Below are 14,832 nucleotides of genomic sequence, written 5' to 3'. Positions count from 1 at the left end.
GCCGATTTTCAGGGTTTTCTGGCCTGTCGGCAACGCGTGCCGACTGCTAGCCTGCTGTGCGACCGTTTGGCTGGCCTCTGGCTGCGTTTGCCATCATGGACTAGATTTATTCACCTGCACATCGTACGCGTTGCGATCTCGCCGAGGAGACAGTATGACCCTGTGGTCGCATTCCAGCCCCAGCGCCAACCCGCCGACGTTGCGCGAGCCAGTGGTTTATGTGGTCGACGACGACGCCTCGATGCGCCAGGCTCTCGACGGTTTGCTGCGCTCCATCGGCCTGCAGGTGCAGACGTTCGAAACCTCCCTGGATTTTCTCGCATCGGCCAAACGTGACGTGCCCGGTTGCCTGGTGCTCGATGTGCGCCTGCGCGGTGAAAGCGGTCTGACTTTACAGGAGCAGATGGAAAAGACCGGCGTGCGCATTCCCATTGTGTTCATGACCGGACACGGCGATATCGCCATGACCGTCAAGGCGATGAAGGCCGGCGCGGTGGACTTTCTCGCCAAGCCGTTTCGCGATCAGGACATGCTCGACGCCGTGGCCAGCGCGCTGGCCCGCGACAGTGCGCGGTTGCTTGCCGAGCAGTCTGGCGCGGTTATGCGCCAGGCCTACGAGACATTGACGGTGCGCGAACGTGAGGTGCTCAGTTTTGTCATTGTCGGGCTGATGAACAAACAGATCGCCGCGCAACTCAACCTCAGTGAAGTGACGGTGAAAGTTCATCGCGGCCAGATGATGAAGAAACTTTCGGCACGCTCGGTGGCGGATCTGGTGCGCATCGCCGAAGCCCTGGGCATCGAGCCGGCGCGGCGCAACGCTTGAACGGCGGTCTTCGCTAAAAATCGCGGGTCATCCACCGCGTGGCAGAAAACCCTTTGACGGTGTCGACACAGATGGCCAGCAAAAAACAGATTTTGTGGGACGACGGCGAGCGGGTGTTTACCCGCGAACGCGGCCAGGGGGAGGGCAGCCGCAATGTTCTGGTAATGCGCCCGACCCTCGCTCAACCGCTGCCTGCGACCCTCGATCGACTGGCGCACGAATACAGCCTCAAGGACGCTCTCAACGGTGAATGGGCGCTGCAACCGCAAGCCATTGAACGCGCAGGCGCAACCACGCGTCTGCTGTTCGACGACCCCGGCGGCGAGCCGCTGTCGCGTTTATTGATCGCGCCGCTGGACACCGAAACCGGCCTGCTGCAGGCCATCAACATCGCCGTGGCGCTGGGCCGCCTGCACCAGTGCGGGCTGGTGCACAAAGACCTCAAGCCGCAACACATTCTGGTCAATTGCAGCGACGGCCAGACACGCCTGACCGGCTTCGGCCTCGCCTCACGTCTGCCCCGTGAACGGCAGGCGCCGGAGCCACCGGAAACCATCGCCGGCACCCTCGCGTACATGGCGCCGGAACAAACCGGGCGGATGAACCGCTCGATCGATTCGCGCAGTGATCTGTATGCCTTTGGCGTGACCCTTTATCAGATGCTCACCGGCTCACTGCCGTTCAGCGCCAATGATCCGATGGAATGGGTGCATTGCCACATCGCGCGGTTACCGATGCCGGCGTGCGAACGGGTGGCCACCGTGCCGGCGATGCTTTCGCGGGTGGTCATGAAGTTGCTCGCCAAGACTGCCGAAGAGCGCTATCAAACCGCAGCCGGCGTCGAGCATGACCTGCGTCGTTGCCTGAACGATTGGCAGCGCGCCCGGCACATCGAGACATTTACCCTGAACGAACAGGGCGCGATCGATCGCCTGCTGATCCCGGAGAAACTCTACGGGCGCGAGCGCGAAGTGCAAACGCTGATCGATGCGTTCGCACACGTGGTGCAGAGCCAGGCGCCGAAACTGGTGCTGGTGTCCGGTTACTCAGGCATTGGCAAATCCTCGGTAGTCAGCGAGTTGCATAAAGTGCTGGTGCCGTCGCGGGGGCTGTTCGCCTCCGGCAAGTTCGATCAGTACAAGCGCGATATTCCCTATGCGACGCTGGTTCAAGCCTTTCAAGGGCTGGTGCGCACGCTGCTGGGCAAGCGCCGCGAAGTGCTCGTTGAATGGCGCGCGGCGCTGTTGCAGGCACTGTCGCCGAACGCGCGGCTGATGACCGAGTTGATCCCCGAACTGAAACTGATCATCGGCGAGCCGCCAGCGGTGCCGGAGCTTGAACCGCAACAAGCGCAGCAGCGATTCCTGCGGGTGTTGCAGCGCTTTATCAGCGTGTTTGCCCGACCGGAACACCCGTTGGCGCTGTTCCTCGATGACCTGCAATGGCTGGATGCGGCGACGCTGGATCTGCTCGAAGAGCTGCTGACCCGCGCAGAGGTTGGCCACCTGCTGCTGGTCGGCGCCTACCGCAATAACGAGGTCGATGCCGACCACCCGCTCAGCAGCAAACTCAAAGCCATTCGTAGTGCCGGCGCGCACATCGCCGAGATTCGCCTGACCCCGCTCGCGGGTGTGCACATCGAACAACTGATCGCCGAATCGTTGCGCTGTCCACCCGCGAGCATCGTCACGTTGGCGCGGCTGGTGCTGGACAAGACCGGCGGCAATCCGTTTTTCGTCATCCAGTTTCTCCAAGCCCTCGCCGAGGAAGAACTGCTGATTTACGACCATCAGCTCAATCGTTGGCGCTGGGATCTTGAGCTGATCAACGGCAAAGGCTACACCGATAACGTTGTCGATCTGATGGTCGGCAAGCTTGCGCGTTTGCCACTGGAAACCCGGCAGGCCTTGCAACAATTGGCGTGCCTGGGCAACGTCGCGCGGATCGACACCCTGGCCACCGTGCTCGATCTGTCCACGGCGCGCGTGCACGCGGCGCTGTGGCCGGCGGTGCGCCAGGATCTGGTTGAACGTCTGGACGGCGCCTGTGCGTTTGCCCACGACCGTGTGCATGAGGCGGCTTACTCGCTGATCGCCGAAGCCGAACGTGCGCAGACGCATTTGCGCATCGGCCGGCTATTGGCGCTGCAAACGCCGGGCGAGAGGCGCGAAGAGGCGATCTTTGAAATCGTTGGCCAACTCAACCGTGGCGCCAGCCTGATCAGCGCCCGGGCCGAGCGTGAACAACTGGCCGAATTCAATCTGCTCGCCGGTCAGCGCGCCAAGGCTTCGACCGCTTACACCTCAGCGCTGACCTACCTGGGCGCGGGTGCAACAGTGCTTGGCGCACAAGGCTTCGACAGCCGCCATGAGTTGGCGTTTGCCCTGGAGCTGAACCGCGCCGAGTGCGAATTTCTCACCGGGCAATTGGCACTGGCGGATGCCCGTTTGCAGGTTCTGGCCGAGCGCGCGGCGACCACCGTGGAGCGTGCGGCCGTGACGTGTTTGCACATGGACGTCTACCTGTTGCTTGATCGCAGCGACCGCGCGGTGGCGGTCTGCCTGGCCTATTTGCGTCAGGTTGGCATCGACTGGACGGCGCATCCGGACGATCAGCAAGTGCGCCAGGAATACCAGCAGATCTGGACGCAACTGGGTGAGCGCAGCATCGAACAATTGATCGACCTGCCGCTGATGGAAGATCCGGCCTCACTGGTGACGCTGGATGCGTTGAGCAAACTGTTGGCCCCGGCGTTGCAGTCCGATGCGAACCTCGCATGCCTGACCATCTGTAAAGCCGTCAGTCTGAGTCTTGAGCACGGCAATTGCGACGCCTCCTGCATGCTCTACGCCAACGTTGTGCGGGTCGCCGGGCGGCGCTTCGGTGACTACACCAGCGGTTACCGCTTCGGCCGTTTGGGCTGCGATCTGGTTGACCGCCGAGGTCTTACGCAATACGAAGCGCGTACCTACCTGTGCTTCTCGATTTTCGTGGTGCGCTGGATGCGCCCGGTGCGCGAGTGCCGTGAATTGTTGCGACGTGCGCTCAGCGCCGGCAACCGCATCGGCGATTTGCCCTATGCGGCGTATGCCGGCAACAGCCTGATTTCCGACCTGCTGTTTATTGGCGAGCCGCTGGCGGAGGTGCAGGTTCAGGCCGAGGCAGGGTTGGCTTATGCGCAGAAAATCCGCTTCGGTCTGGTGATCAGTTTCATGAGCTGCCAACGGGCACTGATCCGCATGTTGCGCGGGCAGACACTGGAATTCGGCAGTTTCAACGATGAACAATTTGATGAGACGCACTTCGAGGCGAATCTCGCCGCGCCTGATCTGGCGCTGGCTCGGGGCAAATATTGGGTGCGCAAATTGCAGGCGCGTTATCTGGCTGCAGATTACGCGGCGGCCGCTGACTGCGCGGCTCAAGCGCAGGAATTAATGTGGGTGATTTCTTCTTTTTTCGAGGAGGCCGAATACCACTTCTACGCCGCGCTGACATTGGCCGCCCACGGCGCCGTCGATAGCGATCAACTGCAACGCTTGGCAGAACACCACGATCAACTGCAGACCTGGGCGCAACAGTGTGCCGAAACCTTCGCCAGTCACGTGGCACTGGTCGGCGCGGAAATCGCGCGGGTTGCGGGGCAACTGATCGAAGCAGAGTTGCTGTACGAACGGGCGATTCAATTGGCGGCGGATAACGGTTTCGTTCACATCGAGGCTTTGGCCAACGAACTGGCGGCGCGTTTCTACGGTGCTCGCGGTCTGGCGAAAATCGCCCGCGTTTACCTGCAAGACGCGCGCTACGGTTACTTGCGCTGGGGCGCCGATGGCAAGGTGCGACAACTGGAGCGACGGCACCGTTTTCTGCGCCAGGAAGACGCGCTGCCTAGCCCGACTGCGACCATCATCACTGCCGTCGAGCATCTGGATCTGTCCACGGTGCTCAAGGTCTCCCAAGCCGTGTCTGGCGAAATTGTTCTCGACCGGTTGATCCAAACGATCATGCGCACCGCCATCGAACAGGCCGGCGCCGAGCGGGGTGTGCTGATTCTCACCGAAGGCGAGATTCCGTATATCGCCGCGCGAACGCGCATTGGCGACAGCAGCAATTTACTGTGCAATGAGCCGGTCAACGCGACGGCGCTGGCCGAATCGGTGCTCTACCAGACCCTGCGCACCGGCGAAAATCTGTGCCTGGACGATGCCGGCGCCGATCCGGCATTCGCCGCTGATCCGTATATGCATCAGCACGGCGCCCGCTCGATCCTGTGCCTGCCGTTGATGAATCAGGGTCGGGTCGCCGGGGCGCTGTATCTGGAGAACAATCTGTCGGCGGGGGTGTTCAGCCCGGCGCGTGTTGCCGTGCTGCGGCTGGTCGCTTCACAAGCGGCCATCTCGCTGGACAACGCGCGGCTGTATCGTGACGTCGCCGAGCGCGAAGCGAAGATTCGCCGGCTGGTCGATGCCAACATCATCGGCATTATCGTTTGGAGCGTTGAAGGGGAAATCATTGAGGCCAACGACGCGTTCCTGCGCATGGTTGGCTACCAGCGCGATGATCTGCTCTCGGGAAACGTGCATTGGCGCGACATGACCCCGCCGGCTCGGCGCGCCGAAAGCGAAGCGGCGCTGGCGACGGCGATCCGCACCGGGCGCACTCAGCCGTTCGAAAAGGAATACATCCGCAAGGACGGCAGTTGCCTGCCGGTGATCGTCGGTCTGGCCGCGTTTGAAGCCAGTCAGCAACAGGGCGTGGCGTTCGTCCTCGACCTCAGCGAACGCAAACAAGCGGAAGAACAAGTGCGCGAAGGCGAGCGCCGTTACCGTCAGGTACAAGCGGAACTGGCCCACGCCAACCGCGTGGCGACCATGGGCCAATTGGCGGCGTCCATCGCCCACGAAGTCAACCAGCCGATCGCCGCCACCGTGACCAATGCCAACGCCGCGCTGCGCTGGCTCGGCGCACAACCGCCGAACACCGATGAAGTCGAGCATGGCCTCAGGCGCATCATCAGCGATGGCAACCGCGCGGCCGACGTACTCGGCCGAATCCGCGCATTGATCCGCAAGACGCCGCCGCAACGGCAAGCGCTGGACCTCAATGCGGTGGTGGACGAAATGGTCGGGTTTACGCGCGGTGAGGCGACTCGGTATAGGGCTGTGGTGTCCGTGCAACTGGCCAGCGACTTGCCGGCGGTATTGGCGGACCGGGTCGAGTTGCAACAGGTTCTGCTCAATCTGATCGTCAACGGCCTCGAAGCCATGGCGGTGATGGAGGAGGGCGCGCGTCGACTGTCGATCAGCAGCGCTTGCGTCGGTGAAAACGTGCGGATCACGGTCAGCGACTCCGGGCCGGGGTTTGCCTGTGAGCGCGCGGAAGAAGTCTTCACCGCGTTCTACACCACCAAAGCCACCGGGCTGGGGATGGGGCTGTCGATCTGTCGCACGATCATTGAGGCGCATGGCGGACGCTTGTGGGCGGAGGCGAATGCGCCTTGTGGGGCGCGGGTTGTGTTTGCGTTGCCGAGTCATGAGGCATTGCAGCAAACATAGGTTGCAATGTGCGCGCGGTGACCAATTGGTTTTAATCGTGAACACGTAGTTCTCGAATGTCGATATCAGACACGATCATGGCGCAATCAGGCTACTGACTCATCGGGCAGGCCGGGTAAGGTGGGGTGTCTTTAAGTCAAGATAACCCCATACAGATCATGGGGTTGATAAGAACTGCGGCGGTTGAGGGGGCTTCTTTCGGGGAGTTTTACAGGCGACGATGATGATCGTTTGCCTGAGTCAACTCGCTTAAATGTCGATCAGCAGAGAATAAAAAAACCAATGATCAGCCCGAACTCCATGGATTCGAGTAGCCAATTGGCGCAGGGCTTCAAGCCTCGTCACGTCACCATGCTGTCCATTGCCGGGATTATCGGCGCCGGATTGTTCGTAGGTTCAGGGCATGCCATTGCCGCAGCGGGGCCGGCGGTTCTGTTGGCCTATCTGTTTTCCGGTTTGCTGGTGGTGCTGGTCATGCGCATGCTCGGTGAGATGGCGGTGGCCAATCCGGACACCGGTTCGTTCTCGACCTATGCCGATCAGGCGATCGGGCGCTGGGCGGGCTTCACCATCGGTTGGCTTTACTGGTGGTTCTGGGTGTTGGTGATTCCCATCGAAGCATTGGCGGCCGGGCATGTTTTGAACCAGTGGTTTCCTCAGGTCGATGCCTGGTTGTTCGCCTTGGGCTCGATCATTGCGCTGGTGGTGACCAACCTGTTCAGCGTGTCCAAGTACGGTGAATTCGAATTCTGGTTCGCCATGGCCAAGGTTGTGGCGATCATCGGTTTTATCGGTGTCGGTTTTGCCGTGTTGATGGGCTGGATTCCCGACAGGGAAGTCAGCGGGTTGAGCGGGTTGATGGCCGACCACGGCGGATTTGCGCCCAACGGTCTGTCGGCGGTGGTCGGCGCCTTCATCACCATCATGTTCAGCTTCATCGGCACCGAAGCGGTGACCATCGCCGCCGCCGAATCCAACGACCCGTCGCGAAACATTGCCAAGGCCACGCGTTCGGTGATCTGGCGCATCGGCGTGTTTTACCTGCTGTCGATCTTCGTGGTGATTTCCGTGGTGCCCTGGAATGATCCGTTGCTGGCCTCGGTCGGGTCTTATCAGCGCGCCCTGGAAATCATGAACATTCCCCATGCCAAGTTCATGGTCGACGTGGTCGTGCTGATCGCCGTGGCCAGTTGCATGAACTCCTCGATCTACATTGCCTCGCGCATGTTGTTTTCGCTCGGTCGTCGTGGCGATGCGCCGAAAGCGCTGAAGGCGACCTCCTCGGAAGGTGTGCCGCGCGCCGCCGTTATCGCCAGCACGGTGATCGGTGCGTCGATTACCGTGTGGAGCTATTTCATGCCCGCCGGGCTGTTTCAATTCCTGCTGGCCAGCTCCGGGGCAATTGCTTTGCTGGTCTACCTCGCCATCGCGGTGTCGCAGTTGCGCATGCGGCGGATTTTGCAACAGCGCAACGTCGAGCTGACCTTTCGCATGTGGCTGTTTCCTTGGCTGACGTGGCTGGTGATCGTATTCATCTGCGCGGCGCTGGCGGTGATGATGATCACTCCGGAACATCGCACCGAAGTCACCACAACTATTGGCCTGGCGTTGGCGATTTCCTTTATCGGCCTGGTGACGTCGCGTCATCCTGCGCCAGCGGCGAGAGTTACATCGGTGGGGTAAAAAGGGAGCGGATTGCGCTGATCTATTGATGTCGCCGGGCTTTATCACCACAAATTCCGCAGCCGTATAGTGCTTGCCCCGTTACGCGATTACCCATAAACCCTCCCACTGAACCGAAGTATTCAGGTCAATGACGCCGGTAGTCGCCGGCGCACGGAGGGATCATGGACGTCACCGCAATTCCCGAAGGATTCACCCCATTTACCCGCAGCAGCCCGTTGCTGGATCTGCTTGGCCCGATCTACGCCAGGGGCAGCGGGCTGCAACTGGAACTGGGTTTATTGACTGACTCACGCCATGCCAATGGCCGTGGCACCCTGCATGGCGGCGTCTTGGCGACCTTGGCCGATGTCGGCATGGGATACGCCATGGCATTTTCCAGCGACCCTCCGCAGCCATTGATCACCGCGAGCATGACCCTGGATTATCTCGGCGCGGTGAAAATGAACGAGTGGCTGGAAGTGCGTTTGGAGTACTCGAAAAAGGGACGTCAACTGGCGTTTGCTGCCGTTAGTTTGCATGTTGGTGAGCGAACGGTTGCGCGGGCCAGTGCGGTGTTTGCGGTGCCGGTGAGTTGAGTGAGTATTCGTCAAAGCGTTGGTTACTGTGCCATTAACCCTTGAGTCACTGCATCTTTTGGCGCACCCGTTGAAACTCGTACGGTAAGCCAATCAGGGCCGTTTCTGATTGGGTTTCCGCCGCGTCGATAGAACTTTGGTCGGTGTCTGGCGTGATGGCATTTCGATGTCTTCCTGTGCATAATCGGGCGCCGCTGCCAAAGCAGACTGAAGTGGAATCATGGGAAAGGGAGCACCTTCGTGCGCCTTTTCGACATCATATTGGCGATCTTGGAGATGGATCGGCCAGCCAGTTTCAGTCAGTCGCGAGCAGCTTTGAGATCGAAAGGAATCAGTATGACGCAGAGGGTGGTGCAAACGATTTCTCGTGCCTGGTCGCGCATGGGAGAACTGAGTCGACTTCGGACTCCGTCCCAACGCAGTGAATACATCGTTGAGGGTTTCGCCGATGACCGGGTGATCGTATTGATCGCCTCCAAGCGCCACGTCCTGCTCAGATCGGCGTTCGAAGCGGCGCTGAATTACCTTCACCAACACAGCCATGGGATTGAAAGTCCGTGCCTGATCAAGTCAAACAATGACCCGGCGCTATCCGGCCCGCTCTGTCGTGCCAGTAGAGTCACGTTGAGCGGGGCGTACGGCCCGCGAAACATCAATTACGTACTGCCAATTCTGCAAGCACTCGGCGTGGTCGATATTCGCACATCGACGCCTAATGCTGTCTGGCTCGTGACGCCTCTCGCAGCCAATGATCTTTCATTTTCGAACCCGGTACGGCGAGTCGGGAAGGGTTTGCTCACTGCCAGGCAATTTGATTTTGCTCAGTATCTGAGCGGTTTATGGACAGGTGCAGCAGGTTCGTTTTCGCATCGCTACAAGGTCAGTAGGCACCATTCCTGGAAAGACTGGAGAGCTCGGCATGGCGCCAGCGATTGGTGGTGCCAGAGCTTAAGCCAAGCGAACCAGCACTATTGCTGGCCTGAAAAGGCTGCCCCGCATGATTTTGCGAGTATTGCAGCTGAGCTGCGCAAGAGCCTGGCGGCCAATGATGATGCTGCAGCGTTGGTTACGTGCAAGGCGATCTTTGCCTGGGGTGGCGTTGCTCGAAAGGCTGACGATGCTTCTTTGCAGTGGGTCGAGTCGCAGGCGGCAGCCAAGACCTTGTGCCGTTCAATCCGCAGGGCCGTTAAGTTGCTTGACCGCGCATGTGCAGACCCGCTGGACGATTTCAACGGAAAAACACTGTTGATGAATTCGGCGATGACCAAGATCTATGCCGCCGCGGCGCCGGACAGCTTGATTATTTATGACGGTCGTGTGGGGGCGGCATTGGGGGTGCTGGCGCGCACTTGGCTTTTGGCAAATGCTGAGCGCACGGTTCCTGCGGATTTGGCATTTCGCTGGGGCCCGAATACCAAGACCGCGAACCAGAAGGATGAAACGAGAAATCCTTCGCAAGACCTCTTCATTTTCACAAACCTCTATACCGCCTCCAGCGACATTCCTGCACGCAACAGGGAGTGGGCTGAACTTGTGCGGATGAGCAGCCGCTTGCTGTGGGCTACGGGCGAAATTCTCGGCGCGCAGGGTCACACGGTGACACTAAGCATGTTGGAGCGTTCGTTGTTTATGTTGGGGTATGACGTTCGCTGATTGCACGCCGTGAGTTTTCAAGTTTCTGAGGCGTTGGTCATGATCCCTTCGTTAGTTGATGCAGTGACAGCTGTTGTGAGTAAAGCATTGGCAGATTCAAGGACCGCAATCCGGGCCGCTAATTTTCAAGGAGATCAGATGTACGAGCAAAATATCGAACTGCTGCGCGAAGAATCCCTGCGTTTGCTTGAAGTGGAAATCGATCTGTTGCAACGAATGAAGGATGCAGACGGCGTAGTGGTCGATGAGCACAGTCATGAGCACCAGACGTTTACCCAGGCCAGCATCCAGAAAGATTTGCAGATGCTCCGGGGCGAAGCAGACAAGCTTCAGCGCCTGGAAATGGTGCTGGCCGTTGTCGGGACGATGAAGGCAGGCAAATCGACCACGATTAACGCCATTGTCGGCACTGAGGTGCTGCCGAATCGAAATCGTCCGATGACCGCTCTACCGACGCTTATTCGTCATACCCCCGGCCAGATCGAACCTGTTTTGCGACTGGAAAACATCGGCCCGATCAACAGTGTCGTAGCTGAGTTGCATGAGTTGTTGCGTGACCCCGCCGGGCAGCAATTGCCCTACGAACTGATTGACGACAAGGATATGCAGTCCCTGCTGCGGCTAATTGATGAGAATCAGCGGTTTGACAACTGCTATCAGGGGCCTGAGGCCATTTTCTGGTTTCTCAGAAGCTTGAATGATCTAGTGCGCGTAGCACTCGAGTTGGGCGTGGACTTCCCATTTGATAGCTATGACGAAATTCACGAAATCCCCGCTATTGAAGTCGAGTTTTCCCATTTGGCCGCAATGCCAGAAGGTTTGGGCCGTCTGACCTTGCTCGACACGCCCGGCCCGAATGAAGCCGGCCAGCAGCATCTTCGCAAAATGCTGGGCGAGCAACTGAAAAACGCCTCGGCTGTTTTAGCCGTTCTGGACTTCACTCAACTCAAGTCAGATGCTGACCAGCATGTGCGCCAGGAGCTGGAGCGAATCGCAGATGTAGCTCAAGGGCGGATGTTTGCGCTCGTCAACAAGTTCGATGAGAAAGATCGCAACAGTGATGATGAGGCGCAGACCAAACGCCTTGTTGCTGATTCATTGATGGAGGGCCGACTACAGCATTCTCAGGTATTCCCCGTATCGTCAAAATTCGGCGATCTTGCCAACCGTGCACGACGGGAGTTGGCACTCAATGGCTGCTTGCCGACGATTGTCGGCGATCAGAACGCCTGGGTGGAGGACTTCGGTAAAGCAGCGTTCGGCATGCTTTGGACGAGCATGGTGACAAATCCGGAGGCCGTGAAAACAGCGGCCAACGCACTCTGGAATGCCTCGTTGTTCGCAGCCCCTCTGGATCAGATCATTCGTAAAGCCCACGCCGGCGCTGCGACACTTGCCGTGGCTTCTGCTGCCGCCAAGCTCGCTGACATCGCGGTCAGATTGAACAACTTTCTCTCTGTTCGAGATGCCGCGCTGGGAAAGGGCGTAGAAGAATTGAGCGAGCAGATCAATTCTTTGCGCAATGACATCGAGCGTATTACCGGTCTGGAGGACAAGACGCGAAAGGATGCCGAACGCGCCTTGCAAGCCATTGATGGAAAAATGAAAAAGGTCTTTTCTGAAATTCGTGCCGCCATCAGCGCTCAGATTCAAGAGGGATTCAAAGCGGGCAAGGAAACCGAAGAGCAACAACCTCAGGAGCGCAAAAGAGAGTCTCTGACCGGACTGCTTTCGATGCTGACGGGTGCGGGTAGCCAACGGAGGCTGGAGAGACGACGTACGACTTACGGCTATGAGTTTAATGAAGACACGCCTGTCATCAAACTCAGCAATCGGGAAAAAGCTCAAGAGATTACGCAGGGTATCGAGAATGGAGTCCGGGAGATAATCACGCTCAATGAAAGGCGTTTAGTCGCAGAGACTGAGCTCATTTTGCGAGATTTTCATGTTTTGTTCGAGCAAGGCATTTCAACTCAGGCCAGTGAGATTGTCAGCCAACTCAACCAGCGTTTGAACCGCAGCGGCTTTTCCATTGCAATCAAACTACCACCCATGCCAGCGCTTTCAATGCGACCTTCCAGTGGAGAAGTGTTGGGTGAGGTCATCGAAAACAAGCAGCGCAGTGTGCGTCGGCGGCGTCGAGCCGGTGGGTTGTGGGGGGGCATTTGCAGCTTCTTCGAGACAGATGACTGGGGTTGGGAAACCTATTCGTCGAAAGAGGAATATTTTGAGATCGACGTTAATAAGGTGAAGGCCTCTATCGAAAAGTCTGTCGCCGATGTGTTCGCTGGTTTGGCGAGTGCCACGGTCGAAACCATCGCCAAGCCACTGGAGGCCAGTGTTGACGACTTCTTTGATGAGCTCAGGCTCACCGTCGAGTCCATTCGCAGCGACCTGAATCAAAGTATTCGCGACAAACAGTCCGATCAAGGGCAGCAGCAAAGACTGGGTGAACTGCTGGCAGGCTTCAAGCGCCATGTGCCTGGTATTCAAAAGGACAGTGATGCGCTCAAACGTGACGTCCCTTCCGCGGGCGTTGAGGTGGCGGCATGAGTGAGCAGACCCCGATTTCACCCGGCTCGGATATCTGCCAGACACTGACGTGTCTGCCCGAAAAATTCGTGGTGGATTTTGCCAACGGCATTGATGTCGCGCGGGAACGCCAACGTTACATGGCCAAGCGGGATGGGTTTTTCACTCGCCTTTTCGACGGCTTTACCGGTCAGGGTGATCGCAATCAGGCTGAGATCAACGCAAACCTTACTGATGGCGTGGAAGGTGCGTTGAACTGGTTGAAGGATTTGAGCGAGTCGTTGGCCAAAAGCAATCATGCGATTGTTCAAGTCAACAACCGGGTCAACGCCCTCAAACACGATGTCGCCACCCTCGTCGATTTTTCGATAGAGAGCCGCCAGGCTATTAATTCGCTTTCGCAACGTCTGGACGAGCGTTGTGATGAGCTGGATCGCAATGTCGCAAGGATTGACCGGTTACAGCAGGCCCACCTGCATCTGGACGATGTTTTCGGCAAGTGGGGAGCAGGGCGGTTCAATATGTTCACGCTGTCCGGGCGCTGCTATGCAGCACTTGAAGAACTGCGGTGGGGGGCTTTTGGCGACTATTGCCAGACAGTGTCCGGGCACGAACGACAGAAACAGCTTGAGCGTCTGGCCAATCAGGCAATCATTCAGATGAACAAGGATGCAGGAATCAGTCAGGGCGAGCGTATCGCGACTCGCGACCGGTGGCTGGCTCGTCCTGTTGGAAGTGTCGTTTCTGCTGACGGCGAAGATGCTATTCGTTATCTGGGGGACTGGACGGACCCATATTCCACACCGTTCGCATTTGCGGCCTCGCAGACCCCGGAAGAGTTGCCTGTGCATTTGCCAAGGATCATTGCAGCGCCAAGGGTGACAGAAGCCATGATCAGTGAGCTGTTTCTGGAGGCTTCATGATGACTGCTCCCATGAAAGTCGGGTTGGTACTTTCCGGTGGTGGGGCCAAAGGGGCCTATCAGGTCGGTGTGCTCAGAGCCTTGCGCGAACTCGGCACCCGCATTGATGCAGTTTCAGGCGCCAGCATTGGCGCCCTCAACGGCGGCGTTCTGGCTTCTTCTCCATCACTGGATATCGCTATCGAGCGCCTGGAGGCTATTTGGGAACGGTTGGCCAATGACTCCCCGTTAAGCATGAAGGCGCCTGGGTATCTGGCGCTTTTGGCTGCAGCGGGCCTGCGGGTTCAGGGTGCAGGCGTTGTGCTGGGACTTGTTCACGCCGTGAAAAAAATAGCGGGGGCCTTTGAGTTCGAGTTACCGAGCTGGCTTGATGGGCTCGACGAAGGCTTGCTGGACGACCAGCCGTTGAAGCAGCTGATGGATGAGTTTCTCGACAGCAAGCAGCTAGCGACAGGGATCCCACTCTATGTCTCGTTGTATCGCAGCAACGGCGGTCTGCAGGACTTGGCGTCAGCATTCATGGCTGAGCTGGGGCTGAGCAATACACCGGATTCGGAATTCGTGCATATACAGTCGCTCGAGGAAGACCGGCGCAAACAGGTGTTGCTGGCTTCTGCTGCGATCCCGCTATTGTTCGCCTCGCGCAAACACGGTGAAAAACGTTACTCGGACGGCGGCCAAGGTGGCTGGCAGACGATGCAGGGTAATACGCCAATCACCCCATTGCTGGAAGCTGGATGCAATCTGGTAATCGTCACTCACTTGAGTGATGGATCGCCATGGAGCCGTCAACGATTTCCGGATGCAACCATTCTGGAAATTCGTCCCCAACAAAGCCTTAACCGAGCTACGGGCCTCATGAGCGGCGCTCAGGACTTGCTCGGTTTTGATGTCGACAAGATCCCCACCTGGATCGAACAGGGTTATCAGGACACGCTGCATTGTGTTGGACGGGTCATGAAGGCTCAGCAAAGTCGCGATCAACTGCGGGGCGCGCAAGCCGCTCTTGCAGGCATCGCAAGTGAGTCCGCAAGTGCCGACGCAACACTGGCCGATGCGATGGCACGATTATCCAGGCAGCCCTGA

Annotated in this window: 8 protein-coding genes; all 8 read left to right on the top strand. The window is 58.5% G+C overall.

The window, feature by feature from the left end; translation table 11 throughout:
• Positions 1-154 precede the first annotated feature (154 nt).
• The 8 genes from VY732_RS16955 to VY732_RS16920 all read left to right on the top strand — a co-directional run bounded on the left by VY732_RS16955 (position 155) and on the right by VY732_RS16920 (position 14,832).
• A complete protein-coding gene (locus VY732_RS16955) occupies positions 155-826 on the top strand; it encodes a response regulator transcription factor (protein WP_077572555.1) in 672 nt (223 codons plus the stop codon).
• A 71-nt stretch (positions 827-897) separates the two neighbouring features.
• Positions 898-6,378, top strand: a complete 5,481-nt coding sequence (locus VY732_RS16950) for a trifunctional serine/threonine-protein kinase/ATP-binding protein/sensor histidine kinase (RefSeq protein WP_077572556.1) — start codon at positions 898-900, stop codon at positions 6,376-6,378.
• Between the two features lie 282 nt (positions 6,379-6,660).
• Entirely contained in the window at positions 6,661-8,061 is a 1,401-nt protein-coding gene (gene gabP, locus VY732_RS16945) for a GABA permease (protein WP_331691243.1), read from the top strand.
• A gap of 164 nt (positions 8,062-8,225) precedes the next feature.
• The gene (locus VY732_RS16940) at positions 8,226-8,639 is read left to right on the top strand and encodes a PaaI family thioesterase (RefSeq protein ID WP_331691242.1); all 414 of its coding nucleotides are present in this window, start codon (positions 8,226-8,228) and stop codon (positions 8,637-8,639) included.
• A gap of 240 nt (positions 8,640-8,879) precedes the next feature.
• Positions 8,880-10,292 carry a hypothetical protein gene (locus VY732_RS16935; RefSeq protein WP_331691241.1) on the top strand — a complete coding sequence of 471 codons (1,413 nt, stop codon included), beginning with the start codon at positions 8,880-8,882 and terminating at the stop codon, positions 10,290-10,292.
• A 39-nt stretch (positions 10,293-10,331) separates the two neighbouring features.
• The gene (locus tag VY732_RS16930; RefSeq protein ID WP_331691240.1) at positions 10,332-12,845 is read left to right on the top strand and encodes a dynamin family protein; all 2,514 of its coding nucleotides are present in this window, start codon (positions 10,332-10,334) and stop codon (positions 12,843-12,845) included.
• Positions 12,842-13,747 carry a diguanylate cyclase regulator RdcB family protein gene (locus VY732_RS16925; RefSeq protein WP_331691239.1) on the top strand — a complete coding sequence of 302 codons (906 nt, stop codon included), beginning with the start codon at positions 12,842-12,844 and terminating at the stop codon, positions 13,745-13,747. Before VY732_RS16930 ends, VY732_RS16925 begins: the two co-directional genes overlap by 4 nt.
• Positions 13,744-14,832, top strand: coding sequence for a patatin-like phospholipase family protein (locus VY732_RS16920; RefSeq protein WP_331691238.1), 1,089 nt, complete (start codon positions 13,744-13,746; stop codon positions 14,830-14,832). Before VY732_RS16925 ends, VY732_RS16920 begins: the two co-directional genes overlap by 4 nt.

It is taken from the genome of Pseudomonas sp. ZY71, from assembly GCF_036542145.1.
GTDB lineage: Bacteria > Pseudomonadota > Gammaproteobacteria > Pseudomonadales > Pseudomonadaceae > Aquipseudomonas > Aquipseudomonas koreensis_A.
The sequence above is the reverse complement of the archived record's forward strand: the minus strand, read 5'-3'. Positions and strand labels throughout refer to the sequence as shown.